Raw genomic sequence first — 24,294 nt, 5'->3', positions numbered from 1 at the left:
AATGCTGCTATCATTAGAGACACGTGACCGCAAATCGGTCACCAACGGCGAGGGAAGACATGCCGCGTATTTTGATGACGGGAGCTTCGGGCGGAATCGGCACGAGCCTGCGAAGACTGCTGCCGCCGATCTATTCGGATCTCCTGCTGTCCGACATCAAGCCGCCCGCCGATCTCGGCGCGAACGAGAAGTTCAAGGCAGCGGACCTCGCCGATCTCGCGCAGTGCGAGGCGATCTGCGAGGGCGTCGACGGCATCATTCATTTCGGAGGCTATTCGGTCGAAGGCACCTGGGACCAGATCCTCCAGGCCAACATCATCGGCGGCTATAATCTGTTCGAGGCGGCCTACCGCAAGGGCGTCAAGCGCGTGGTGTTCGCCTCGTCGAACCACGCCGTCGGCTTCTATCCGCGCCACCACAAGATCGACACCGACGTGACCCCGCGTCCCGATGGCCGCTATGGCGTCAGCAAAGTGTTCGGCGAGGCCGTTGGCGCGCTCTACGCCGACAAGCACGGGATGAAGGTGACGTGCCTGCGCATCGGCAATTTCGGCGACATGCCGCTCGATCAGCGCCGGCTCTCGATCTGGCTCAAGCCCGACGACCTCGTGCAGCTCTGCCGCATCGGGCTCGAGCATCCCGACATCCATTTCGAAATCTTCTACGGTGCATCCCTCAACGAGCGCGCCTGGTGGGACAACCACCGCGCCTACGAATTCGGCTATCGCCCCACGGGCCGCGCCGAAGATTTCCGCGAGCACGCGATGGCCGAGCAGGCCAAGCTGAAGCCGGATCCGGTCGGCGATTATTTCCAGGGCGGCACGTTCTGCAGCATGGAGTTCGATGCGGATCCGGACCGGATCATCGATTGGAATAAGCGGTAGCGCCTGTCGTCATGCTCGGGACAAACCCGGGCATGACGGTCCGTTGATCTAGATCAACCTTCCTCTCGTCGTCTGGCTCTCGATAAGTGCGATCGTAGTTCGACCGCCGGCAGCGAGAGCCACGACAATGAGAGTCAAATTGTCAGTCGTCGCGATGCTCGCGGCGATCTTGCCAGGGCCAACGCGAGCCGCGGCGCTCAGCGACGCCGAAGCGACGTTCCTCGACCAGATGGTCACGGCATCCGTGGTGCTCGAACAGCGATGCGACGGTTACGAGGTCGATGGCAGCGGCAGCGTCCAGCTCGGCGCCCGACTCCTTGGCAGTCCCGATGCGGCAATGGCGATGATCGACGCCTATGCCGCTGCCATCAAGGCCCGCGACGGCGTGAGCTACGATCCCGGCAAATTCCGTCCCGAAGTGTCCGATATGGCCAGCAGAACATTCAGGCGTGTCCGGACGGACTTGATCAGGAACCCGAAAAGGGCCTGCGCCGATTATGGCGAGGCGAGCGTGGATCGCGGACTGTTGAGGCGGTACTGAACGGGTCTTCAGCATCGTTCCAACGGCAGCTCGATCGGTCTACGCGCTAGCCCCTCCAATCCTCGCCAGATAATCCCTCTTGCTGAACTGCATATGATCGACACACAGCTGCGCCAGCGCCCAGCTGTCGCGTCCCCTGAGTAGCTCGATCATCATCTCATGCTGCCGCCGCGATTGCGCGAGGCCATCGCGGTCGGCGAGGTTCTTGGCGCGCATCGGCAGGGTCAGGTTCATGTAGTCCTGGAGCGAGCCCACCAGGTAGGGATTGCCGCAGGCCGAGAACAGCGCGAGGTGGAAAGCGTCGTTGGCTTCGTGGATGCCGCGCAGATCCTGCGCATCGGCTCTCGCGCAATATTGCCGTTGCAGCGCGGAGAGCTTGTCGATCAGCGATCGCGGCGCGGGCAGCGGGATCATCAGCGCGGCCTGCCGCGTCAGCATCTCCCGGACCTCGTAGATCTGCCGGACTTCCTCGGCCGAGTAGAACCGCACGGTGGCGCCGACGTTCTTTTCGCGGCGGACGATGCCGCGGCGCTCGGCATCCACCAAGGCTTGGCGCACGAAGTGGCGCGAGGTGCCGTAGCGCGACATCAGCGCGTCCTCGGTGAGGCGCGCGCCGGGCGCGAGGCGGCCGAAGATGATGTCCTCCTCCAGCCGCGCGACGACGTCGTCCGGATCGTCGTGCCGGACCGGCATGCTGTCTGCGGTGCGAATGTCGGACATGCCCTCGGCCTCCCGGCGTCTGGCCGGCTCGCCCTGTGGAGCAGGGAAGGGACGGATTGTCAATAATTCGCGCCGGAGATGGTGCCCTTAGGCGGAAAATGCGACAATATGGACCGATCTTATTGACAATCGAGGTGCGGGCTGTACCACAATGGCAAACTGAAGGAGTGGCATGATGACGAGTGGGTTGCGCAAGGGTCTGACGAGCTATGGCGATGCCGGCTTCTCGCTGTTCCTGCGCAAGGCGTTCATCAAGGCCATGGGCTATTCCGACGACGCGCTGGAGCGCCCGATCGTCGGCATCACCAACACCTATAGCGACTACAATCCCTGCCACGGCAACGTTCCGCAGATCATCGAAGCCGCCAAACGCGGCGTGATGCTGTCGGGCGCGATGCCGTTCGTGTTCCCGACCATCTCGATCGCGGAGAGCTTTGCGCATCCGACCTCGATGTATCTGCGCAATCTGATGGCGATGGACACCGAGGAGATGATCCGCGCCCAGCCGATGGATTCGGTGATCGTGATCGGCGGCTGCGACAAGACGCTTCCGGCGCAGGTGATGGCCGCGATCAGCGCGGACCTGCCGACCGTGGTCATTCCGGTCGGGCCGATGGTGGTCGGCCATCACAAGGGCGAGGTGCTGGGCGCCTGCACCGATTGCCGCCGTCTATGGGGCAAGTATCGCGCCGGCGAAATCGACGATGTCGAAATCGAAGCAGTGAACGGCCGTCTCGCGCCGTCGGTCGGCACCTGCATGGTGATGGGTACGGCCTCGACCATGGCCTGCATGATCGAAGCCATGGGCCTGTCGCTGCCGATGAGCGCGACGATCCCGGCGCCGCATGCCGAACGATTCCGCCTTGCCGAGGCGAGCGGCAAGGTCGCCGCCGAGATGGCCAAGACCAAGGGGCCGAAGCCGAGCGAGCTTTTGACACCCGCATCTTTCAAGAACGCGCAGGTCGTGCTCCAGGCGATCGGTGGCTCCACCAACGGCCTGATCCATCTCACCGCGATGGCGCATCGCTCGCCGCATCGGCTCGATCTCGAAGTGTTCGACCAGATCGGCCGCGAGGTGCCGGTGCTGGTCGACCTCAAGCCGTCGGGCGAGCACTATATGGAGCATTTCCATCACGCCGGCGGCGTGCCGAAGCTGCTCGCGCAACTCGGCGACCTCGTCGATCTCGACGCCAAGACCATCTCGGGCCAGACGCTGCGCGATGTCGTCGCCAATGCCGAGGACGTGCCCGGTCAGGACGCCATTCGCTCGCGTGACAATCCGATTAAGAAAGAGGGCGGCCTTGCCGTGTTGCACGGCAACCTCGCGCCGCGCGGCGCGGTGATCAAGCAATCGGCCGCGAGTCCGAAGCTGTTGAAGCATACCGGGCGGGCCGTCGTGTTCGAATCCGTCGAGGACATGACCTTGCGGGTCGATGATCCCAATCTCGATGTCAGCGCCGACGACGTGCTGGTGCTGCGCAATGCCGGCCCCAAGGGCGCGCCGGGCATGCCGGAGGCGGGCTATCTGCCGATCCCGAAAAAGCTGGCGCGCGGCGGCACCAAGGACATGGTGCGCATTTCGGACGCGCGCATGAGCGGCACCGCGTTCGGCACCATCGTTCTGCACATCACTCCGGAATCCGCCGTCGGCGGGCCGCTGGCGCTGGTGAAGAACGGCGACAAGATCAGCCTGGACGTAGCCAAGCGCAGCATCGAGCTCTTGGTCGATGCGGCCGAACTGGAGCGCCGGCGCGCTGCCTTGAAGCCGGCGGCTGCGCCCGATGAGGCGCGGCGCGGCTATGCCTGGCTGTTCAACGAAACCATCATGCAGGCCGACGAGGGCTGCGACTTCGATTTCATGCAGAGGACTGGGAAGACCGAGACAAGCTGACGAACGACGAGCGCTCAGACCGCACAAGCGGCGGGCGATAACATAGGGGGAAACGATGATTGCACGATCCATGCCAAGATTCTTACATGGGTTGGCGGCTGCGGCCGCCGTGCTGTTCGTGACCGGGGCGGGGGCGCAGGAGGTGAAGCATTATCGCTTCGCCTATGACCAGCCGCGCAACACCGGCTATTCCATTGCGGGCGACATCTTTGCCGAAAAGCTCAAGGAGTTGAGCAAAGGCACCATGATCATCGATCAGTATCCGGGCGCGCAGCTCGGGCAGGAGCCGCAGGTGCTCCAGCTCGTGAAAGCCGGAGACGTCGAATTCTCGATCATCTCCTCCGCCAACACCGCGACGATCTCGCCGCAGGCCGGCGTGATGTCGCTGCACTATTTGTTCCGTGACGAGAAGCACGTGGTCAAGGGGCTGGCCGATCCCCGCGTGTTTGAAGCGCTCAAGACGATGATCGACGAGACCACGCAGGGCCTGCACGTGATCGCGACCGGATCGCAGGGCGTGCGCCACATGTACGCCAGGAAGGAGATCCACAACGTCGGCGACATCAAGGGCGCAAAGGTCCGCGTGCAGGCGACCGCGACCGAGGACACCATGTTCCCGGCCTACGGTGCCCAGACCGTGCACATGCCGTTCGGCAGCGTTTACACCAGCTTGCAGACCGGGGTCGTCGACGTCGCCGAGAACAGCATCAACGTCTACCTCGTCAACAAGCATTACGAGGTGGCGCCGGTCCTCAACATCACCGAGCACGAGGCCAACAACGCGCTGGTGTTCATCTCCGACAAGCTCTGGCAGGGCCTGTCGGCCGAGCAGAAGGGCTGGGTACAGACGGCGGCCAACGAGATCAGCACCAAGGAGCCGGCGAAGGCGTTCGAGCTGGAGCGCACCGCCGCCGAAAAGCTGAAGAAGATGGGCGTGAAGGTCGTCGATAACGTCGACAAGAAGAGCTTTGTTGCGGTCGCCGATCCCTATCTCGACAAGCTCGCCAAGGAGCTCGGGCCGCACGCCGAGAAGATCAAGGACTTGATCCGGTCAATCAACTAGGTCGCTTGCGGCCATCCTTCGAGACGCCCGCCTTGCGGCGGGCCCTCAGGATGAGGTCTCGTTTCGCGGCGAGATTTTAGACCCTCATGGTGAGGAGCCCGTGAAGCGGGCGTCTCGAACCATGCAGGCCGAGTGTGATCGGCAGCTTCCCAGCTGTCACATCCGATAGCTTTGGAACGGGGACTAATGGCCATCGCCGACAAACTGCTCGTGCATCGCCAACGCCACCTGAAATGGCGCTGGCTCGACTGGCTTGAGCTCGCGCTGATGATCCTCTGCGGCGTGCTCTGCTTCGGCTTCTCGCTGTCGGTCACCGCGGACATCGTCACCCGGACCATCGGTCATCCCTGGCTGTGGCTGCAGGAGGTCACCTCGACGCTGTTCATCTACGCGATCTTCATCGGCACGGCCGCTGCGACGCGCCGCAACGACCACCTCTATCTCACCGCGATCTCCGAGGCCTTGCACGGCACCTCGCGGCTGATCGTCGAGCTGATCATCCGCCTCGTCGTGCTCGGTGTCGCCTTCTGCCTGATCTGGTATGGCTATCAGAATTATCTGCGCGGCTTCGGCAGCTTTCGCCTGCCATCGGGCACGCCGATCGCCTCGCTCTATGCGATTATCCCGCTGTCGGGCGTGCTGATCGGCCTGTTCACCATCGAGCAGCTGGTCAACGGGCTGCGCAACGGCTTCGACCATCCCGAGCCGCCCGAGGAGGATGGAACGCCCATCGTCACCGACGCGCAGGCGAGGGCACAGCTATGAGCGCACCTGTTGTTCTGGCGTTAATGACGATCTGCTTCCTGTCGTTCGGCTATCTCGGCGTGCCCGTGCCGTTCTCGCTGATGGCCGGCGTTTTCATCGGCGCGATCCTGTCCGACGTTTCGCTCGCGGCCATCATCCAGAAGATCTTTGACGGCGTGGATTCCGAGGCGCTGCTGGCGATCCCGTTCTTCCTGCTGGTCGGCGAGCTCATGAGCTCGGCGAATGTGGTGGTGCGGATCGCGAACCTCTCGGTGTCGCTGGTCGGGCATATCAGGGGCGGGCTGTCGCAGGTCGTCGTCGTCTTCAGCATGTTCTTCTCGGAGATGTCGGGCTCGACCACCGCCGACGTCGCCGTGATGAGCCGCGCGCTTGGCGGGCCGATGAAGCGAGAGGGTTACGAGCCGGCCTTCATCGCCGCCATCATTGCCTCGGCCTCCACAATCGCCGCGCTGGTGCCGCCGAGCATCACCGCCGTGGTCTATGGCGCGGTCGGCAACGTCTCGATCGCGGGCCTGTTCATGGCGGGCGTGGTGCCCGGCCTGATGATCGGCTTCGGTCTGATGCTTTATTGCTACTTCTTCGGCCCCTCCGGCCTGCGCAAGCCGCGCGCGCCGCTTCGGCAGGTGGTGTTCGCTGCCGGCGATGCGGCGCTGCCGCTGATGATCCCGGTGATCCTGCTCGGTGGCATCCTGACCGGCTGGTTCACACCGACGGAAGCCGGCGTGGTCGCCGTGGTCTGGATCGTGCTGGTCGTGATCCCCGCGCTCAATCGCGGGCACATCAAGAGTATCCCTTACGATTTCTGCATTGCCGGACTGATCTTCTCGCTGCCGCTGGTCACCATCGGCGCGGCCAATGCCTTCGGCTGGATGCTCGCTTATCTGCGTGGGGCGAGCTACATCGCCGAAATCATCACCTCGATGGCAGGTAACGATCCGCATCTGATCATGCTGCTGATGGTGCTGCTCTTCACCGTGGTCGGCGATTTCATCGAACCTGTGCCGACCATCATCATCTTCATGCCGCTGGTCAACACACTGACGGAGGCGGGTGACATCAATAGCGTCCATATGGGCGTGGTGCTGATCGCCACGCTCGCCTTCGGCCTGATCACGCCGCCTTACGGGCTGGTGCTGCTGATGGCCTCGAAATTCGTCGGCATTAGTTTCGCGAAAGCGCTACGCGCTGCGTTGCCGATCTATCTGGTGTTCCTGGGGACGATCGCATTCGCGATCTACTTCCCGAGCGTGGTGCTGTGGCTGCCGCAGAAGGTGCTGCCGGAATCGGTCGGCTGCTTCAAGTCGCCGGCGGGGACGGGCTATATCTGTCCGAAGTAACGACTTGCTCGACGCGCCATTGGGCCTGCTCGCGCAGGTAACGGAACGGCGTGCCATGGCTATTCTTGAAGTAGCTGCCGCACAGCGCGTTGGCCATCCCCTGCATCACCGCGTCATGGCAGACGAACAGGAGATCGTCGCCGGGATGACCGTCGAGCCACGCCGAGACGCAAGCCAGCGACCGTTTCGTCATGGCGTCCCAGCTCTCGCCGTCGGCCGGCAGGATCGAGACGAGGCCCGTCGCCGACTTGACCCCGTGCTTGATCATGAGGTCGCGAACTGGCAAGCCTTCAAAGCTCCCGAAGTCGAACTCGATGATGCCGTCGTCAATCGCCAGCGGCACCGAGATCGCGGCCGCGATGATCTCGGCCGTTCGCGCCGCGCGGGCCAAGGGACTTGCGACGATGCGGCTGATGCCTGCGCCGCGCAGCATGTCCACCGCCTCGTGCGCCTGCCTGAGGCCATCCTCGTTCAGCGGATTGTCGGTCCGCCCCTGGAATCGTCCCTCGCGATTCCAGTCGGTCGCGCCGTGGCGAAGGCCGTAGAACGTACGCGCTGGTGTCGTCACTTCGACTTGCTCGTGAATTTCTTCACGGCGCTGCGAAATTCCTCCGTATTCATCGCCATGATAATCTTGTGCTCCTCGGCATCGAGCTGCTGCTTCACCGGCGTGGTGGCGGCCTGATAGACCAGCGATTTGGTGCCTGATATCGCCGCCGGCGGGTTCTGCGCCAGACGCTCCGCGAGTTTTCGTGTGGCCGCTTTCAGTTCGGCGGCCGGAACCGTCTTGGCGACGAGGCCCCATTCATAGGCCTGCTGCGCGGTAAAATTGTCCTCGGCGAGAAAGATCTGCAGCGCCCGGCGGGAGCCGACCGTGCCGACGATGCCGACCGTCGAGCCGCCGTCCGGCGACACCCCGATCTTGGCATAGGCCGGCGTGAATTTGGCGTCGTCCGCGGCGATGCAGAGATCGGTGACGAAGGCGAGGCCCATGCCGGCACCGGCGGCCGAGCCGTGAACGCTGGACAACGAGATTTTCGGCATGCGCCGGATGATTTCGATGAAGGCGTGATAGTGCTTCAAGAGCTCGCCGACAACAGGCGTCACCGTGCCCGCTTCGGCGGCGGCACCAATCGTCTGCAGATCGCCGCCGGCCGAGAACGCACGGCCTTCGCCTTCGAGCACGACGACCCTGATGTCGTCGTCGCCTTCGAGATAGGCCGCAAGCTGCTCTAGCTTCTGCGCGATGGCGAGATTGATGGAGTTGAACGCGGCGGGACGGTTGAGCGTGATGGTCGCGATCGAGCCGTCGATCCGCAGCAGGGCGGGATCATCGGGCTGGGAGATGGGAGCTGGCATCTGAGAGAGTCTCCGGCAGGAGGTGGTTGCTGCAACTAAATCGCAGAAGGGCAGGGGTGACAATCCCCGACCGCCGCCCTTGCGCGGGGCGAAACGATAGGCTCAAATGGGGCTGCCTTTGCCAAGGGACGGACACGAGCGCCGGCTCCTCGTAAGGCCAGCAACCAAAATCAGCGAGAGAGGAGACGGCATGGGTCACGCTCGTGTCTTCCGGAAATGGGCTGTCCAATGAGCGACGGTCCGGTGATCATCGTCGGTGCCGGCCATGGCGGCTATCAGGTCGCGGCATCGCTGCGCCAGGCGGGCTTTTCGCAGCGCATTGGCCTGATCAATGACGAGGCGCATCTGCCCTATCAGCGGCCGCCTTTGTCCAAGGCCTATATCAAGGGCTCGGCCGGGCCGGAGAGCCTGATGTTCCGGCCGGAGAAATTTTATCAGGACCAGAAGATCGAGCTGATCGCGGGCCGTGCAGTGTCGATCGACCGCGCCGGCCACAAGGTGCTGCTCGCCTCGGGCGAGACGCTGGCCTACGGTCATCTCGTGCTGGCGACGGGCGCGCGCAACCGGCTGCTTGATCTGCCGAATGCGAATCTGCCCGACGTGAAGTATTTGCGCATCCTCGACGAGAGCGAGGCGCTGCGTGCGATCATGCCCTCGAAGTCACGGGTCGTGGTGATCGGCGCCGGCTTCATCGGCCTGGAATTCGCCGCCACCGCGCGGATCAAGGGCCTCGAGGTCGACGTGCTGGAGCTCGCCCCGCGCGTGATGGCGCGGGCGGTGACGGCGGAGGTGTCGGAGTATTTTCAGGAACGCCATCGCGAGGCCGGTATCCGCGTCCATCTCGGCGTGCAGGCGACCTCGATCGAGGCAGAAGGCGGCAAGGTCACCGGGGTCTCCCTGAGCGACGGTCGGCATCTGCCCGCCGACCTCGTCGTGGTCGGCGTCGGTGTGCTGCCCAACATCGAGCTTGCCGCGGAAGCCGGGCTGCCGGTCGCCGCCGGGATCATTGTCGACGAATATCTTTCGACGGCTGACCCTGACATCTCCGCGATCGGCGATTGCGCACTGTTCGCAAGCCCGCGCTTCGGCGGATCGCTGCGGCTGGAATCGGTGCAGAACGCCACCGACCACGCCCGCTGCCTCGCCGCGCGACTGACCGGCGACCGCAAACCTTACGACAGCCATCCCTGGTTCTGGAGCGACCAGGGCGACGATAAGCTCCAGATCTCCGGCCTCACCACCGGCTACGACCGCGTCGTGCTGCGTGGCAGCGCCGCGAACAAGGCGTTTTCCGCGTTCTGCTACAAGGGTGAGACGCTGCTCGGCATCGAATCGATCAACCGCGCCGGCGATCACATGTTCGGCCGACGGTTGCAGGGCATGAATCGCTCGATCACGCCGGCGCAGGCCGCGGATGAAAGCTTCGATCTGAAGAGCGCGCTGGCGTGATCAGCCAGCGCGGAGCACAGCCGCCACTTCCGCAGCCGTCGGCATCGACGGCCCCGCGCCCATGCGCTGCACGCTGATCGAAGCGGCGGCGTTGGCGAAGGCGAGGGCGGCGCGCAAGGGCACGCCGTCAGCCAGTTGCGCGGCGAGCGCGCCGACAAAACAATCACCGGCACCGGTGGTATCGATCGCCTTCACGGCACGCCCGGGCACGGCGACCTCTTCGCGTCCAGCAAGCGCAAGCACGCCACGTCTGCCGAGCGTCACGCAGATGCTCTGGTCCGCGCGCGCCTGAAGTTTTCGCGCGACATCGAAGATCCTCGCGGTCTCGTCGCCGTCGGACAGCTCCACTCCGGCAAGGAAGCCGAGCTCGGTCTCGTTAAGCACGAGGATATCGACGAGCGCGAGCAGTTCACCGGACATCTTTTGCGCTGGCGCCGGGTTCAGCAAGGTCGCGGCCCCGGCATCGCGTGCGCGCCGGAAGAACGCGGCAATCGTCGGCAGCGGGATCTCGAACTGGCTGACCGCGACGTCACCCTTCGCCAGCGGCACGTCCGCGATGTCGTCCGCACTGACCTGCGCATTGCTGCCGGGGATGACGACGATCGTATTGTCGGAGGCGGCGACGGTGATGATCGCAGTGCCGGTGTGGGTGTCGGCGTCGCGGACGGAGCCGAGATCAATGCCCTGATCGCCAAGAAACGTCCGCAACTCGGCCCCGAACGAATCCTTCCCCAGTCGCCCGATCAGCATGGTCTTCGCGCCGAGCCGTGACGCCGCCACCGCCTGGTTCGCGCCCTTGCCGCCTGGAAAATACAGCACCTCGCGGCCGGCGACGGTCTCGCCGACGCGCGGGTGGCGATCGGCGGTCGCCACCACATCCATGTTGATGCTGCCGGCGACGAAAACGCGCCCCATCTGGATCTAGACCCTGACCTCGAACTCGTGCCTGACCTTGGCGATGTCGACGAGCGTCGGCAAGCCGGCCTCGTTGCCGAGGCGCTGGATCTTGAAGGTCGAGGCGGCCCGGGCAAAATCAAAGTGCTCGCGCCAGCTTTTGCCGGGATGGGCGAGGTAGGAATAGACATAGGCGCCATGGAACACGTCGCCGGCGCCGTTGGTGTCGATCACGCGCTCGCGCGGAATCGGCATCGCCGGCATCACCTGCACCGTCCCTGTTTCGTCGTACCAGAGCAGGCCCTTCTCGCCCATGGTGATGCCGCCGATCTTGCAGCCGCGGCTCTTGAGATAGTCGAGCATCTTCTCCGGCGTCAGGTCCATCTGTTCGCACAGGCGCTCGGCCACGATGGCGACGTCGATATATTCCAGCAGCTCATGGGTGTTGGTGCGCAGGCCGCCGCCGTCGAGCGAGGTCAGGATGCCGGCCTCGCGGCAGACCTTGGCGTAGTGGATCGCGGCATCGGGCTGATGACCATCCACGTGCAGCGCGCGGCAGCCGCCGAGATTGAGCATCGGAAAGGGGTGGATGTGCTCGTCGTCGCGGCAGCGGACGATGGCGCGTTTGCCGTCCTTGGGCATGATGAAGGAGAGCGAGGACTGGTTGACCTTCCGCCCGTGCAGCGAGATCGCGTATTTCGCGCACATGTCCTGGAACATGCGCCCCAGCCAGTCATTGGCCGCGGTGGCGATAAGATCCGGCACGATGCCGAGCTTGGCGCAGCAGAACGCCGCCGTCACCGCGTTGCCGCCGAAGGAGACCGCGTAGTCCGAGGCCACGTGCTTCTCGTCCCCAGTCGGCATGTGGTCGGTGATGAAGACGACGTCGATATAGGTCTGTCCGATGAAGAGAGCCTGCATTGCTTGTCCGTCATGCGCTTTGTGGTCCAGGCCGGCGCGCTTACTGTAGCACCGGTTCCGCTCAGGGATCGCTGAAATTATTCGCAAATCTGCCGCCCCAAGCGCTTGAGGTCAGCATGGGGCCGGAATACGACCATCACCGGGCAATGCCAAGCCCGGACAAACGCCGTGTTTTCTGCGCATTGGTTCCAGGTCAATAAAAGGGTCGATCAAAAGTGGGACATATGATCACCGGCCTCGATCACGTCGTCGCTCTGGTCAGGGATATCGGTGCAGCCAAGGCGGCCTACCAGACGCTGCTCGCCCGCGCGCCGGCCTGGCAGAACTCCGGTGAGGGCGCCGACCGCGTGCTGTTCACCCTCGAGAACATGACGATCGAATTGATGGCGCCGAGCGGTTTCAGCGTGACGGCCGATCGGATGCGTGCGCTGCTCGACGACCAGGAGGGCGTGCTCGCCAGCCTGTGCTTTCGTGTCGCAGACATGAGCAGGATGCACCGGCGGCTGCAGCGGGTGGCCTTGAGCCCGGATCCGGTTGCCGAGGTCGAAAGCAGCGACGACGAGTCGGGCGCCGTCCTGCACTGGAAGCGCACGCGCGCCGCCACGGAACTCACGCGCGGCGTGCGCATGTTCTTCCTCGAGCTGGCCGACGAGCGTCCGCTCTCCCCGGCGACCGACGTCGCGCCGATCGACGCACTCGACCATGTCGTCGTCACCACCGAGGATTCCGAACGCGCCGCCGCGCTCTACGGCGCACGGCTCGGGCTCGATTTGGCGCTCGATCGCTCGCACCAGGACTGGGGCCAGCTGATGTTCTTCCGCTGCGGCGATCTGATCGTCGAGGTGGTGCGCCGGCCGGTCGCCGGCGGTGACCACGCGCGTGACCGGCTCTGGGGCCTGAGCTGGCGGGTCGCCGACATCGACGCCACGCGCGCCCGCCTGATCGCCGCCGGCCTCGACGTCACCGAGGTCCGCAACGGCCGCAAGCCCGGCACGCGAATCATGACGGTGCGAAACGGCACCTGCGGCATTCAGACCGTGCTGCTGGAGCGCTCGCCCAAGCCGGTGGGGTGAAAGCGGTCTTTCCACTCGAAGACTCTCGTAGGGTGGGCAAAGCGAAGCGTGCCCACGTCTTGGCTGCTCGATGAGAAGACGTGGGCACGGCGCAAGAGCGCTTTTGCCCACCCTACGAAACCGGCTTGCTTGGCTTTCACTGTCGCGAAACTATGCGGCGGGCTGCCCGCGTGTTACACGCGTACCGACAGCACCCCAGCGAGCACTCCACTTGGCGAAGGCAAAGCGAACTCTGAAATGGCAGCGCGATCCCGAGGGGATGCGGCTGCGCATTCTCGAAGCCGCCAAGCAGGAGTTTTCCGCCCACGGGCTCGCCGGCGCACGCGTCGACCGCATCGCGGCCAAGGCCGGCGCCAACAAGCGCATGCTCTACTACCACGTCGGCAACAAGGACGAGCTTTACCTCGCGGTGCTCGAAGGCGCCTATGACAAGATCCGCAGCGAGGAGCGGGGGCTCGATCTCGAACATCTCGATCCGCCCAAGGCCATCCGGCGCCTGATCGAGTTCACCTGGAACTACTTCCTGCGCAATCCCGAATTCCTGTCGCTGCTGCAGACCGAGAACCTCGCGCGCGCAAAGCACCTGAAGAAATCGACCAAGGTCAAGTCGATGCACTCGCCCTTCGTCGAGATGATCCGCACCGTGGTGCGACGCGGCGTCGACAGCGGCGACTTCCAGGTCGCAGTCGATCCGGTCCAGCTCTACATCTCGATCGCGGGGCTCTGCTTCTTCTACCTCTCGAACTCGGCGACGCTCAGCGTGATCTTCGGCCGCGATCTCCTGGACAAAAAGGCCAAGGACGAACGGCTGGCGCACATGGTCGGCCTGGTGCTGGCTGCGCTGACGGGACAGTCGGTGGCCTTGTTCGAGATCGCGAAAGAGCCGAAGTCGCGCAGCGTGGTGGCGCAGACGGTGTAGTGCTCGCTCGTCGCTGGTCGACGATCAGCTGCTGATGCCAAGTTCTCCGCTGTCCTCGCCCGACTTGATCGGGCGATCCAGTATTCCAGAGACAGCGAAGGGATGCGGAGAGGGCGCCGCGTACTGGATTCCCGCTTTCGCGGAGACTGACACCGAGAGTGGGGCGGTCTCATGCCCCGGACGCAGCGCAGCAACGTCCCATTTCCAAAGCACCGCGGAACCGCCGCCGCAAAACGTCACAGGGAAAGGTCTGGACAGTATTTATCCAACGGGTTAATTTCTCCCCACAACGAAGAAGACTGCCGGGAGTGAAAATTGGCCGAGCTGAAGCCGCAGAATGCGATCTCCAAGCTGCTGAATGCGGCCTGGGTTCGGCCGTTCTTGTTCCTCGTCTTCATCGTCGTCGCCTGGGATCTCGCCATCCGGCTGTTCAGGATCCCCGCCTACCAGATCCCGTCGCCGCTCGATGTCGTTGCCGTATTGCGTACCGATTGGCCGGAATTGCTGCGCCAGTCCTGGCCGACGACCTATGCGACGGTCTGCGGTTTCGCGCTGTCCGCTCTGTTCGGCATTCCCGTCGCGATGCTGATTGCGGGCTCGAAGACGGTGGAGAGCTACATCTATCCGCTGCTGGTGTTCTCGCAATCCGTGCCCAAGATCGCGATCGCGCCGCTGTTCGTGGTCTGGTTCGGCTTCGGCATCATTCCAAAGGTGATCTCGGCATTTCTGCTCGGCTTCTTTCCGGTGGTGGTCTCGGCGGTGCAGGGCTTCAAATCGGTCGATCCTGACATGGTCGATCTCGCCCGCGCCATGCAGGGCAGCCGCTTCCAGGTGTTTTGTGCGGTGAATCTGCCGCACGCGCTGCCGGCGATCTTCTCGGGTCTCAAAGTGTCGGTGACGCTCGCCGTGGTCGGCGCCGTCGTCGGCGAGTTCGTGGGGTCCAATTCCGGCATTGGCTACGTGATGCAGCGCTCGATCGGCACCTTCGACCTGCCGACGATGTTCGCAGCCCTGGTGATCCTCGCGCTGCTCGGCGTGATCCTGTTTTGGATCGTCGACCGGATCGAGAAGCTGGTCATTCCCTGGCATGTTAGCCAGCGCGAGGACGTGATTTTCGCTTCTTAACTAAAGCACAAACGGCCACCAATGGCCGACGCAACAACGGCAAAGGGAGAGTGACGATGAAGCGGTGGATAGGAGCTGTCTCGGCGGTGCTGCTGACCTTCGCGGCCATGCCGGCGCAGGCGGCCGACAAGGTCGTGCTGATGCTGAACTGGTACGTCTATGGCGAGCACGCGCCGTTCTATTACGGCAAGGCCAAGGGCATCTACGCCGCCGAAGGCATCGAGCTCGAAATCCAGGAAGGCCGCGGCTCGGCCGCGACCACGCAGGCCGTCGCTGCCAAGACCGCCGATTTCGGCTATGTCGACGTTCCCACCATGATGCGCGCCGCGATCAAGGGCGCGCCCGTGGTTGCGACCGGCGTGCTGCTGCAGACCTCACCGATGTCCGCCATGGGTTTTGCTGACAAGAACATCAAAAAGCCCGAAGACATCAAGGGCAAGACGGTCGCGATCACGCCGGCCGATTCCATGACCCAGATCTGGCCGCTGTTCCTGAAGAAGACCGGCCTCAAGGAAAGCGACTTCCAGACCGTTGCCGGCGACGGCCAGACCAAGCTCAACGCGGTCATCAACGGCCAGGCTGATCTGCTGCTCGGCTATGTCATGGACCAGTCGATGAAGATCAAGGACGCCACCGGCAAGGACGTCTACCCGATCAAGTTTGCCGACTACGGCATCAACATGGTCTCCTCCGGCATCATCGCCAATGCCGACTATGTGAAGGCCAATGCCGATCTCGTTCGCCGCTTCATGTCGGCGACGACCAAGGCGGTCGAAGCCGCCGAGAAGGAGCCGAAGGCCGCGGCGCAGTCGATCCTCGATGCCAACCCCAAGGGCGGCAAGATCGACACGCTGACGCAGGGTTTTGAGCTGACCATTCCGCTGTACCGGACCGCGGAGACCAAGAGCAAGCGGCCGTTCCAGGTCACGGACCAGAACATGACGGACTCCGTCAACCTGATGGTCGAATATGGCGGACTGGATGCCAAGGCCAAGGACAACCCGAAAGCCTTCTACACCAACGACTATCTGCCGAAGAGCGGCTCGTGAGCGATCAATATCCGCCGTCGTCCCTGCGAACGCAGGGACCCATTACCACCGGCCTCGATTGTTATGAAAGGTCTCACTCCGCGTGCCCGGATGCGCCGGCACGGCGTATGGGTCCCTGCGTTCGCAGGGACGACGGGGGGAGAGCGCTGCGATGAACCCTGCGACCAAACCAATCGATGTCCAGCCGGCCGCCCATCTGAGACTGGTGAGCGACCGGGCCGCGGGCGATGCCTCGGGCATCAAACTGTCCGGCGTGTCGAAGACCTACCGGACGCGCGACGGCGATGTGCCGTCGCTGCGTCCGCTCGACTTCCACATCAACGACGGCGAGTTCTTCGTCGTGGTCGGGCCATCCGGCTGCGGCAAGTCCACGCTGCTCAAGCTGATCTCCGGCTTGCTGCAGCCGACATCAGGCGAGATTCTGGTCGAGGGCGAGAAGGTGACGACGCCGCACGGCAATGTCGGCGTCGTCTTCCAGAACGCGTTGCTGCTGCCCTGGCGCAACATCCTGTCCAACGTCATGCTGCCGATCGACATGAAGCGGCTGCCCCGGGACAAATATCTTCCCCGCGCCAAGGCGCTGCTGAAGCTGGTCGGCCTCGAAGGCTTCGAGAAGAAGCTGCCGTGGCAGCTCTCCGGCGGCATGCAGCAGCGCGCCTCGATCTGTCGCGCACTGGTGCACGATCCAAAAATCATGCTGATGGACGAGCCGTTTGGCGCGCTCGATGCGCTGACGCGGGAGCGCATGAATGTCGAGCTGATGCGGATCCAGCGCGAGACCAGGAAGACGGTGCTGCTGATCACGCATTCGATTCCGGAGGCCGTGTTCCTGGCCGACCGCGTGCTGGTCATGACCGAGCGCCCCGGCGCAATCGCCGCGATCTACGACGTACCGCTGCCGCGCCCGCGCTCGCTCGACGTCATGGCCGACCCGGTTTTCACCGAGCTTGTGCAGCGCATCCGCAAGCATTTCTTCTCGCAAGGGGCATTGGACTAAGGCAATGCGTTTGGTTTCGGTCGCAACCACGATAACGGTGCGCTCTTTCTCCCGCTTGCGGGGGAGGGTTGGGGAGGGGGTGTCTCCGCTCGCGAGGACCCCTAAGAGGAGAAAACCCTCACCCGGCGCGTTGCGCCGACCTCTCCCGCAAGCGGGAGAGGTGCACCGCCGCCGTGGCGAAATCGTCGGGACCAACTAGCACCATGTCACCCCGCCTGAAGCTGCGAGACATCGCCTTCTTCGAACGTCCCGTGCAGTTCGCGCGGCCGTTCCGCTTCGGTGCGATCACCATCAACGCGACGCCGCAATTGTTCGTGCGAGTCGAGATCGAGGTGGAGGGCAGGCGCGTTGCCGTCGGCGCCAGTGCCGAGCTGCTCGTGCCAAAATGGTTCGACAAGCGGCCGGAGCTGTCCCCGGCGCAGACGGTGGATGGCTTGCGGCGGTCGCTCGAGATTGCGCGCGGGCTTTATCTTGCGGAGACCGGGTTTCGTCCAGCGTTTGGATTGCATGCGTCGTGTATTGCCGCCCAAGTCAAGGCGTGCGCGGAAGAGGATATTCCGCCGCTTGCAGCGGGCTATGGTCCGGCGGAAATCGACAAGGCGATCCTCGACGCGCTCCTGCGCGCGGTCGGTGCGAGCTTTTTCGAGGGAATGGCTGACAACATCGCGGGGATCGACGGGCGGATGTCACTCGATCTGACCGGCGCCGAGATCGCAGGGTTTCTGAAGGGCCGAACGCCTCTGCCGCGGGTTGCTATACGGCACACGGTTGGCCTCGATGACAAGATCGAGGGCGAGGGTGGGGTAGCGGACGTACGCGAAAACGCTGGCGCTCGCTATTTCAAGCTCAAATTGTCGGGCGATCCGGAAGCAGATGTGGCACGGCTGGCGCGCATCGGCAAAGAACTCGGAAATCTGGATCGTGACTACAAGGTCTCCCTCGACGCCAACGAACAATACGCCGACCTTGCTGCATTGCGTGCATTGATCGATCGCCTTGATGGCGACGCAGCCCTGCACGGAATCTCGACCCGGCTTCTTTACATCGAGCAGCCAATGCCGCGCGATATTACATTCCAGACCGCTCTCGGGTCGCTCGCCACGCGTGACTTCATCATTGACGAAGCCGATGATTCCTACGGAACGTTTCTGGCGATGAGGCCGCTCGGCTATCGCGGCATCTCCTCGAAATCCTGCAAGGGTCTCTACAAATCGATCCTTAATGCGACCCGCGCCGCGCAATGGACTACCGGCGCTGAAACGTTTTTCATCACAGGTGAGGATCTGACCTGCCAGGCCGGCCTCGCCGTGCAGCAGGACCTCGCGCTCGGCGCCTTCATCGGCGTCACCCACGCCGAACGCAACGGCCATCACTATGTTGACGGCTTTGGCGACACGTCTCTCGCCGATGCGCAGGCGTTCGCCGCCGCGCATCCCGATCTCTATGGCGATGCCGGGCAGGGCATCCGCCTCTCCATTCGCAACGGCGATCTCCTGACGGGATCGCTTCACGCAACGGGCTTTGCGACGTCGGTTCATCCGGACTGGTCGGCGCTCCGCCCGCTCGAACAGCCGAGATCACTTCAGGAGCATTTGACATGACCACCCAACGCCTCGGCCTCATCATGAACGGCGTCACCGGCCGCATGGGGCTCAACCAGCATCTGATCCGCTCGATCGTCGCGATCCGGGAGCAGGGCGGTGTACGGCTGAAGAACGGCGACCGCGTGATGCCGGATCCGATCCTGGTCGGCCGCAGCGCCGAGAAGGTCGAGGCGCTCGCCAAGCGCTACAACATCACGCGCTGGACCACCGATCTCGATGCGGCGCTCGCCGACAAGAACGACACCATGTTCTTCGATGCCGCGACGACGCAGGCCCGGCCGGGTTTGCTGACCCAGGCGATCAATGCCGGCAAGCACGTCTATTGCGAGAAGCCGATCGCGACGAATTTTGAGGAGGCGCTCGAAGTCGTCAAGCTCGCCAATGCCAAGGGCGTCAAGCACGGCACGGTGCAGGACAAGCTGTTCCTGCCCGGCCTGAAGAAGATCGCCTTCCTGCGCGATAGCGGCTTCTTCGGCCGCATCCTCTCGGTGCGCGGCGAGTTCGGCTATTGGGTGTTTGAAGGTGGTTGGCAGGAAGCGCAGCGGCCGTCCTGGAACTATCGCGACGAAGACGGCGGCGGCATCATTCTGGACATGGTTTGCCACTGGCGCTACGTGCTCGACAACCTCTTCGGCAATGTCCAGAGCGTGAGCTGCATCGGCAACACCGACATCCCCGAGCGTTTCGACGAGCAGGGCAAGAAGTACAAGGCGACCGCGGATGATTCCGCCTATGCGACCTTCCAGCTCGAAGGCGGTGTCATCGCCCACATCAACATGTCCTGGGTGACGCGCGTCTATCGCGACGACCTCGTCACCTTCCAGGTCGACGGCACCCATGGCTCGGCGGTCGCGGGGCTCAGCGACTGCATGATCCAGGCGCGGCAGGCCACCCCGAGGCCGGTGTGGAATCCCGACGAGAAGCGGCTGCACGATTTCTACGGCGACTGGCAGAAGCTGCCCGACAACGTCAGCTACGACAACGGTTTTAAGGAGCAGTGGGAGATGTTCATCCGTCACGTCTACGAGGATGCGCCCTACAAGTTCACGCTGCTCGAAGGCGTCAAGGGCGTGCAGCTCGCCGAATGCGCGCTGAAGAGCTGGAAGGAACGGCGCTGGATCGACGTCGCGCCGATCAAGGCGTGAGATCGATTGGATAAGTCTCGATGTCTGTTAAGCCGTCATTGCGAGCGAAGCGAAGCATTCCAGAGTCTTTCTGCAGAGGCAGTCTGGATTGCTTCGTCGCTTCGCTCCTCGCAATGACGGGGAGAGGTCTGAAGTCATGAACAAGCCCGTTCTGCCGATGTCGTCATTGTCGCTCAAGCTGCCCAAGGCCGACCGGTCGATCGAGACCTACCGGCTCGCAGCCTCCCGTACGTTTCCCGCAAAGCTCGAAGGACCGCTGAACCGCATAGCCTTCTCGGCCGTGCACACGGTCGTCGATCCCTTCGCGGACAACGATCCCTGGCTGTCGGCTGCCGTCGACTGGGACAAGACCATCGCCTTCCGCGAGCACGTCTGGGACCTCGGTCTTGGTGTTGCCGAGGCCATGGACACCGCGCAGCGCGGCATGGGGTTGGACTGGCCGACCTCGCTGGAGCTGATCACGCGCTCGGTCGCCGCCGCCAAGCGCCGCAACGCGCTGGTGTTCTCCGGCGCCGGCACGGACCATCTCGCGGTCGAGGATGCCAGGAGCCTCGACGACGTGATCCGCGCCTATGAGGAGCAGATCTCGGCGGTGGAGAAGGTCGGTGGCCGCATCATCCTCATGGCATCGCGCGCGCTGGCCAAGCTTGGCCGCAACGCTGACGATTACGCCAAGGTCTATGACCGCGTGCTGTCGCAGGTCCGTGAGCCCGTGATCATTCACTGGCTCGGCGACATGTTCGATCCGGCGCTGGCGGGCTATTGGGGCACCGCGGATCTCGACAAGGCGATGGACACGGCCGTGGCCATCATCAACGGCAACGCCGCCAAGGTCGATGGCGTAAAAGTCTCGCTGCTCGACAAGCAGCGCGAGATCGACATGCGCCGGCGCCTCGACAAGCGCATCAAGATGTACACCGGCGATGACTTCAACTATGCGGAGCTGATCGCCGGCGACGAGCAGGGCTTTTCGCATGCGCTGCTCGGCATCTTCGACGCCATTGCGCCGGCGGCATCCTACGCACTGTCGCGGCTGGCGGCCGGGGATGAGGCCGGATTCCACGACGTGCTGGGGCCGACGGTGCCGCTGTCGCGCCACATCTTCAAGGCGCCGACGCGGTTCTACAAGACCGGCGTGGTGTTCATGGCGTATCTCAACGGCCACCAGGACCATTTCACCATGGTCGGGGGACAGGAGAGCACGCGCTCCACGTTGCATCTGGCCGAGCTGTTCCGTCTGGCCGACAAGGCCGGCCTGCTCGCAAACCCTGAACTCGCGACGCAGCGGATGAAGACCGTGCTCGCCACCCACGGTATCGAATCCTGATGCGCGATTTTTCGTCCGACCATCGCTGGCTGTCGCTGAACACGGCGACCGTCCGCAAGCAGGGTGACCTGGTCGAGATCATCAATGCCTGTGCAAAGCAAGGCATCCCCGCCATCGATCCCTGGCGCGACCAGGTGGCATCCGTCGGCCTCGACCGCGCCGTGCGCGCAGTGCGCGATGCCGGCCTCGAGCTCTCAGGCTATTGCCGCGGCGGCATGTTCACCTCGGACGCATCGCGCCGGAGCGAAGTGCGCGACGACAACAGGCGCTGCGTCGACGAAGCCAAGGCGCTGGGCGCGCCCTGCATCGTCCTGGTCGTCGGCGGCCTGCCGCAATATTCGCGGCCGGGCAGCGAGGCCTCGAAGGACATTGTGCGGGCACGCGGGCAGGTCGAGGAGGCTCTCGCCGACATGCTCGACTACGCGAGGCAGGCCAAGCTGCCGCTGGCGATCGAGCCCCTGCATCCGGCTTACGCAGCCGACCGCGCCTGCGTGAATACGACGAAGCAGGCGCTCGACATCTGCGACCGGCTCGATCCTGCTCGCAGCGGCATGCTCGGCGTCGCGCTCGACGTCTATCACATCTGGTGGGATCCGGAGTTGATGAGCCAGATCGCGCGCGCCGGCAAGGATCGCCTGCTCGCGTTCCATGTCTGCGACTGGCTGGTGCCGACAAAGGACATCCTCAACGACCGCGGCATGATGGGCGACGGCGTCATCGACATCAAATCCGTGCGGGCGGCGGTCGAAGCGGAGGGCTTTGAAGGCTATTCCGAGATCGAGATCTTCTCCCACGATTGGTGGGGCAAGCCGATGGAGGAGGTGCTGCGGACCTGCATCGCGCGGCATAAGGCGGCGGTGTAAAGTTACCACGAGTGGCGGCCCCTACGGGCTGGCGAGCTGTTGCAGCGTGTTGAAGCGGACGTTCTGCCCGCTGTTCGGCGTCGATAGAACTGGTCCAGCGCAAGTTCGCCCCGCTGGCGAGGCGGCGAGCTGGTCGGAGTACCACCAAAGATGTGGTGGACTGCCATCAGCTTTCAGGCAGAATGTCATCATGCCGATGCCGCAGCCTCGCCACAGTCTGTGCCAGATCGGATGCGGTAATCAGTGGCATCAACGATCAGCAGGGACGGCGGATGTACCCATGCCTGTTGACCTTGAATGGCCCCGACGTGCAACCGTCGGGGCCATTGCCGTGTCCGGCGTGACATGGCTGGCGAGCTTTGCCGAAGGCACTGGCGTGCTTTGGCGCGGCGAAGGACCGCCAAGGACGATCTGCAATTCAATGCGCCGTGCCAAACTGGTTTTGCGATCGAATTTGTCGGCCACGGCCGTTCGCCGAAAAGTCGGACGATTGCGCTATCATTGATTCACCGTCAAACACCGGACTATCACCTGTCAATTCGATCTGCGAAGCTGTGACAACAGAATGCGCTTGCAAACAAGCAAGCGTGAAGAGAGGTTCGCAGTGGATAAGGTGCAGCGTTTGCGTGCGATGAGCTCACTATGCCGCCAACAGGCCGCGTACAACAGCATGAACAAATGGAAGCTGCTCGCAGAAGCGGAATACTGGGATCATCTGGCTAATCTCGAGTTGTCTTCTCACTTCCAGCAATGCAACGCGATCACAAACACGAATGAGGCTGGGCAGTCCTCGTGAGGTCGGAAACGAGGCTGTCGCTTGCGTTACGTGCCGCCGCACCCTCACAGAAAGTGCGCGGCAGCGACATACATGGTCTCGTTGAGCTTTGAAGCAGGACGATTACGTGACCCCGCTTCGTTCGACCGCGACGCAAATTGCAACGAGAGAACGCGATGCCGTCCTCACGGCCCCGCGACCTGTTGCAGCGTGTTGAAGCGCGCCTTCTGCTCGCTGCTCAGCGTGGCATAGAACTCGTCCAGCGCAGGCTCTACCAGCTTGGCGGCCGTCAGCATCGCCTCGAGCCGGTGCTGCATCGCCTCCAGCCGTCCGACCGGCGTCAGCGGCACATCGTTCGGGCAAGCCGCTTGCAGGCCTTCAACGCCTTTGGCTGTCGCTTCACTGAGGCGGTCGAGCGCCTCCTTCTGCTTGCCGGCTGGGTGGAGCACAGCCTCGATCCTTTGGATCGGCAGCTGGGTCAGGCTGGATTTCGGATCGCCGCAGCCCTCGACGTTGGCTTGTTGCTGCGGCGAGCGCTCGCCGACATTCGGGCCGAGCGCATTGAAGCTGGCCTTCTGCTCGTCACTGAGCGAGTTGTAGAAATTGTCCAGGGCCGGTCGAACGATCTTGACGGCTTCCAGCGTCGCGCTGATGCGGTTCATCATCGCGCGCAGGCGGCCGGGGGGAGTCAGTGCATAGGTCTCCGCGCAGGAGTCCTTGAACACGCCGGCAGCGCTGGCCGCCGCGGTCTTCAATTCATCGAGCAGCGCGCGTTGCTCCGGCGTCGGCCGCACCGCTTTCGCGATATCGGCAAGCGGCCAGGCGGTGACGCCCTTGTCCGGTGTGCCGCACAATTGCTGTAGCGTTTGCGGGCTCACGCTCGCGCGCGGACGGGCGCGACTGCTGCCGCCGGCTTGCGGATAATCATACGGGTTGGTGCTGGCATAGGCGGAATAGGGGCCGTCACCACCCCAGAACACGGTGTCGACGAAGTCGTCATAGGCATATGCCCAATAACCGGGCTCGTAGCCATAGGACCAGAACGTGTAGTTGAAAATGTCGGAATAAGCGTAAGGCCAGAACACCGGCCCAAGCCACGCCACGAACACCGCGGGATGGCGGTGTCGCCAGGCCTGCCGGGGAGCCCAGCCGCTCTGGCGGGTGGTGAGCGCCGCCTGGGCTTGCGCAGGGGCCTGCTCGCGGAAGCGTTCGGCAAATCGCCCGCGCTCGGCCGCCTGCACGGCGGCGACGGCAGTGGCGGCTCGCCCGACTGTGGCGGGCTCGGGGCCCAACCGCTGCAGGCGTGCCTGATCGCGCTGCTGCATGCTCTGTTCGCGCTGGAGCAGGCGGTTCTGCGTCTGCAGCGTCCGCTCCTGTGCACGTTGCGCCCGCACGCCTTCCGGCTTCTGCGACTGCAATTGCTGCACGCGCTGTTGCATCCGATCGATGCGGCTCTGCCGTTCCGAGCTCTGACGCGTGAGCATCTCGCGCTGCCGCTGCTGCACGATTTGCTGTCGCTGCTGGATCTGCTGCTGATGCTGCTGCGCGCGCTGCTCCATCCCCTCCTGTCGCGGCGGCCGCGCGGTCACAGCC

The 24,294-nt window shown here is 63.9% G+C and carries 23 protein-coding genes; 17 read left to right on the top strand and 6 right to left on the bottom strand.

Annotated elements, in window-relative coordinates:
- Positions 1-59 precede the first annotated feature (59 nt).
- Positions 60-884, top strand: coding sequence for an NAD(P)-dependent oxidoreductase (locus GGD62_RS19980; RefSeq protein ID WP_183709731.1), 825 nt, complete (start codon positions 60-62; stop codon positions 882-884).
- A 127-nt stretch (positions 885-1,011) separates the two neighbouring features.
- Positions 1,012-1,425: a hypothetical protein gene (locus GGD62_RS19975; protein ID WP_183709729.1), complete on the top strand. Its 414-nt coding sequence runs from the start codon at positions 1,012-1,014 to the stop codon at positions 1,423-1,425.
- A 39-nt stretch (positions 1,426-1,464) separates the two neighbouring features.
- On the opposite strand, the gene GGD62_RS19970 is transcribed toward GGD62_RS19975, so the two are convergent.
- Positions 1,465-2,145, bottom strand: a complete 681-nt coding sequence (locus tag GGD62_RS19970; protein WP_183709727.1) for a GntR family transcriptional regulator — start codon at positions 2,143-2,145, stop codon at positions 1,465-1,467.
- A 175-nt stretch (positions 2,146-2,320) separates the two neighbouring features.
- Here GGD62_RS19970 and GGD62_RS19965 point away from each other — a divergent pair, with 175 nt between their 5' ends.
- The 4 genes from GGD62_RS19965 to GGD62_RS19950 all read left to right on the top strand — a co-directional run bounded on the left by GGD62_RS19965 (position 2,321) and on the right by GGD62_RS19950 (position 7,201).
- Positions 2,321-4,036, top strand: coding sequence for an IlvD/Edd family dehydratase (locus GGD62_RS19965; RefSeq protein ID WP_183237996.1), 1,716 nt, complete (start codon positions 2,321-2,323; stop codon positions 4,034-4,036).
- A 55-nt stretch (positions 4,037-4,091) separates the two neighbouring features.
- Positions 4,092-5,099, top strand: a complete 1,008-nt coding sequence (locus tag GGD62_RS19960) for a TRAP transporter substrate-binding protein (protein WP_183709724.1) — start codon at positions 4,092-4,094, stop codon at positions 5,097-5,099.
- Positions 5,100-5,285: 186 nt separating this feature from the next.
- The gene (locus tag GGD62_RS19955) at positions 5,286-5,864 is read left to right on the top strand and encodes a TRAP transporter small permease (protein WP_018322810.1); all 579 of its coding nucleotides are present in this window, start codon (positions 5,286-5,288) and stop codon (positions 5,862-5,864) included.
- Positions 5,861-7,201, top strand: a complete 1,341-nt coding sequence (locus GGD62_RS19950; protein ID WP_092259633.1) for a TRAP transporter large permease — start codon at positions 5,861-5,863, stop codon at positions 7,199-7,201. The genes GGD62_RS19955 and GGD62_RS19950 overlap by 4 nt, the downstream gene beginning before the upstream one ends.
- Here the strand turns inward: GGD62_RS19950 and GGD62_RS19945 are convergent.
- On the bottom strand, positions 7,161-7,769 hold the full coding sequence (locus tag GGD62_RS19945; protein WP_183709722.1) for a histidine phosphatase family protein: 609 nt from the start codon (positions 7,767-7,769) through the stop codon (positions 7,161-7,163). The genes GGD62_RS19950 and GGD62_RS19945 overlap by 41 nt on opposite strands.
- The gene (locus tag GGD62_RS19940; RefSeq protein ID WP_183709720.1) at positions 7,766-8,560 is read right to left on the bottom strand and encodes an enoyl-CoA hydratase/isomerase family protein; all 795 of its coding nucleotides are present in this window, start codon (positions 8,558-8,560) and stop codon (positions 7,766-7,768) included. The genes GGD62_RS19945 and GGD62_RS19940 overlap by 4 nt, the downstream gene beginning before the upstream one ends.
- Positions 8,561-8,788: 228 nt before the next feature.
- Here GGD62_RS19940 and GGD62_RS19935 point away from each other — a divergent pair, with 228 nt between their 5' ends.
- A complete protein-coding gene (locus GGD62_RS19935) occupies positions 8,789-10,009 on the top strand; it encodes an NAD(P)/FAD-dependent oxidoreductase (RefSeq protein ID WP_183709718.1) in 1,221 nt (406 codons plus the stop codon).
- Here GGD62_RS19935 and rbsK read toward each other — a convergent pair whose 3' ends face one another.
- Together rbsK and GGD62_RS19925 are read right to left on the bottom strand one after the other, a co-directional pair.
- On the bottom strand, positions 10,010-10,924 hold the full coding sequence (gene rbsK, locus GGD62_RS19930) for a ribokinase (protein ID WP_183709716.1): 915 nt from the start codon (positions 10,922-10,924) through the stop codon (positions 10,010-10,012).
- A gap of 6 nt (positions 10,925-10,930) precedes the next feature.
- On the bottom strand, positions 10,931-11,824 hold the full coding sequence (locus GGD62_RS19925) for a sugar kinase (RefSeq protein ID WP_018322816.1): 894 nt from the start codon (positions 11,822-11,824) through the stop codon (positions 10,931-10,933).
- Positions 11,825-12,048: 224 nt separating this feature from the next.
- Here GGD62_RS19925 and GGD62_RS19920 point away from each other — a divergent pair, with 224 nt between their 5' ends.
- From GGD62_RS19920 to GGD62_RS19875, 10 genes are all read left to right on the top strand, one after another.
- Positions 12,049-12,897 carry a VOC family protein gene (locus tag GGD62_RS19920; RefSeq protein ID WP_018322817.1) on the top strand — a complete coding sequence of 283 codons (849 nt, stop codon included), beginning with the start codon at positions 12,049-12,051 and terminating at the stop codon, positions 12,895-12,897.
- A gap of 211 nt (positions 12,898-13,108) precedes the next feature.
- Positions 13,109-13,816, top strand: a complete 708-nt coding sequence (locus GGD62_RS19915) for a TetR/AcrR family transcriptional regulator (RefSeq protein WP_183709714.1) — start codon at positions 13,109-13,111, stop codon at positions 13,814-13,816.
- Between the two features lie 315 nt (positions 13,817-14,131).
- Positions 14,132-14,941 (top strand): ABC transporter permease, encoded by an 810-nt coding sequence (locus GGD62_RS19910; RefSeq protein ID WP_018322819.1) that lies wholly within the window; start codon positions 14,132-14,134, stop codon positions 14,939-14,941.
- A 56-nt stretch (positions 14,942-14,997) separates the two neighbouring features.
- Positions 14,998-15,990: an ABC transporter substrate-binding protein gene (locus GGD62_RS19905; protein WP_179739487.1), complete on the top strand. Its 993-nt coding sequence runs from the start codon at positions 14,998-15,000 to the stop codon at positions 15,988-15,990.
- A 151-nt stretch (positions 15,991-16,141) separates the two neighbouring features.
- Positions 16,142-16,987: an ABC transporter ATP-binding protein gene (locus GGD62_RS19900; RefSeq protein ID WP_183709713.1), complete on the top strand. Its 846-nt coding sequence runs from the start codon at positions 16,142-16,144 to the stop codon at positions 16,985-16,987.
- A 203-nt stretch (positions 16,988-17,190) separates the two neighbouring features.
- A complete protein-coding gene (locus GGD62_RS19895) occupies positions 17,191-18,588 on the top strand; it encodes a hypothetical protein (protein ID WP_183709710.1) in 1,398 nt (465 codons plus the stop codon).
- Entirely contained in the window at positions 18,585-19,736 is a 1,152-nt protein-coding gene (locus GGD62_RS19890) for a Gfo/Idh/MocA family protein (protein WP_092259617.1), read from the top strand. The genes GGD62_RS19895 and GGD62_RS19890 overlap by 4 nt, the downstream gene beginning before the upstream one ends.
- Before the next feature lie 136 nt (positions 19,737-19,872).
- Complete coding sequence (locus tag GGD62_RS19885) at positions 19,873-21,063, top strand: dihydrodipicolinate synthase family protein (protein WP_183709708.1); 1,191 nt, start codon at positions 19,873-19,875, stop codon at positions 21,061-21,063.
- The gene (locus tag GGD62_RS19880) at positions 21,063-21,926 is read left to right on the top strand and encodes a sugar phosphate isomerase/epimerase (RefSeq protein WP_183709706.1); all 864 of its coding nucleotides are present in this window, start codon (positions 21,063-21,065) and stop codon (positions 21,924-21,926) included. The genes GGD62_RS19885 and GGD62_RS19880 overlap by 1 nt, the downstream gene beginning before the upstream one ends.
- A gap of 604 nt (positions 21,927-22,530) precedes the next feature.
- Entirely contained in the window at positions 22,531-22,722 is a 192-nt protein-coding gene (locus GGD62_RS19875) for a hypothetical protein (RefSeq protein WP_092259961.1), read from the top strand.
- A 164-nt stretch (positions 22,723-22,886) separates the two neighbouring features.
- Here GGD62_RS19875 and GGD62_RS19870 read toward each other — a convergent pair whose 3' ends face one another.
- Complete coding sequence (locus GGD62_RS19870; protein WP_246800165.1) at positions 22,887-24,260, bottom strand: Spy/CpxP family protein refolding chaperone; 1,374 nt, start codon at positions 24,258-24,260, stop codon at positions 22,887-22,889.
- Positions 24,261-24,294 lie beyond the last annotated feature (34 nt).

It is taken from the genome of Bradyrhizobium sp. ERR14, from assembly GCF_014198235.1.
GTDB lineage: Bacteria > Pseudomonadota > Alphaproteobacteria > Rhizobiales > Xanthobacteraceae > Bradyrhizobium.
Note: the sequence above shows the minus strand (reverse complement) of the source record. Positions and strands in the feature narration are given on the sequence as shown.

Bases quoted from the DNA above. Each gene is read 5' to 3' on its own strand.
- GGD62_RS19935 (WP_183709718.1), top strand. From the start codon at position 8,789: ATGAGCGACGGTCCGGTGATCATCGTCGGTGCCGGCCATGGCGGCTAT.
- GGD62_RS19940 (WP_183709720.1), bottom strand. From the start codon at position 8,560: ATGCCAGCTCCCATCTCCCAGCCCGATGATCCCGCCCTGCTGCGGATC.
- GGD62_RS19905 (WP_179739487.1), top strand. From the start codon at position 14,998: ATGAAGCGGTGGATAGGAGCTGTCTCGGCGGTGCTGCTGACCTTCGCG.
- rbsK (WP_183709716.1), bottom strand. From the start codon at position 10,924: ATGGGGCGCGTTTTCGTCGCCGGCAGCATCAACATGGATGTGGTGGCG.
- GGD62_RS19900 (WP_183709713.1), top strand. From the start codon at position 16,142: ATGAACCCTGCGACCAAACCAATCGATGTCCAGCCGGCCGCCCATCTG.
- GGD62_RS19960 (WP_183709724.1), top strand. From the start codon at position 4,092: ATGATTGCACGATCCATGCCAAGATTCTTACATGGGTTGGCGGCTGCG.
- GGD62_RS19925 (WP_018322816.1), bottom strand. From the start codon at position 11,824: ATGCAGGCTCTCTTCATCGGACAGACCTATATCGACGTCGTCTTCATC.
- GGD62_RS19955 (WP_018322810.1), top strand. From the start codon at position 5,286: ATGGCCATCGCCGACAAACTGCTCGTGCATCGCCAACGCCACCTGAAA.
- GGD62_RS19880 (WP_183709706.1), top strand. From the start codon at position 21,063: ATGCGCGATTTTTCGTCCGACCATCGCTGGCTGTCGCTGAACACGGCG.
- GGD62_RS19975 (WP_183709729.1), top strand. From the start codon at position 1,012: ATGAGAGTCAAATTGTCAGTCGTCGCGATGCTCGCGGCGATCTTGCCA.
- GGD62_RS19970 (WP_183709727.1), bottom strand. From the start codon at position 2,145: ATGTCCGACATTCGCACCGCAGACAGCATGCCGGTCCGGCACGACGAT.
- GGD62_RS19895 (WP_183709710.1), top strand. From the start codon at position 17,191: ATGTCACCCCGCCTGAAGCTGCGAGACATCGCCTTCTTCGAACGTCCC.
- GGD62_RS19950 (WP_092259633.1), top strand. From the start codon at position 5,861: ATGAGCGCACCTGTTGTTCTGGCGTTAATGACGATCTGCTTCCTGTCG.
- GGD62_RS19920 (WP_018322817.1), top strand. From the start codon at position 12,049: ATGATCACCGGCCTCGATCACGTCGTCGCTCTGGTCAGGGATATCGGT.
- GGD62_RS19890 (WP_092259617.1), top strand. From the start codon at position 18,585: ATGACCACCCAACGCCTCGGCCTCATCATGAACGGCGTCACCGGCCGC.
- GGD62_RS19870 (WP_246800165.1), bottom strand. From the start codon at position 24,260: ATGGAGCAGCGCGCGCAGCAGCATCAGCAGCAGATCCAGCAGCGACAG.
- GGD62_RS19885 (WP_183709708.1), top strand. From the start codon at position 19,873: ATGAACAAGCCCGTTCTGCCGATGTCGTCATTGTCGCTCAAGCTGCCC.
- GGD62_RS19965 (WP_183237996.1), top strand. From the start codon at position 2,321: ATGACGAGTGGGTTGCGCAAGGGTCTGACGAGCTATGGCGATGCCGGC.
- GGD62_RS19980 (WP_183709731.1), top strand. From the start codon at position 60: ATGCCGCGTATTTTGATGACGGGAGCTTCGGGCGGAATCGGCACGAGC.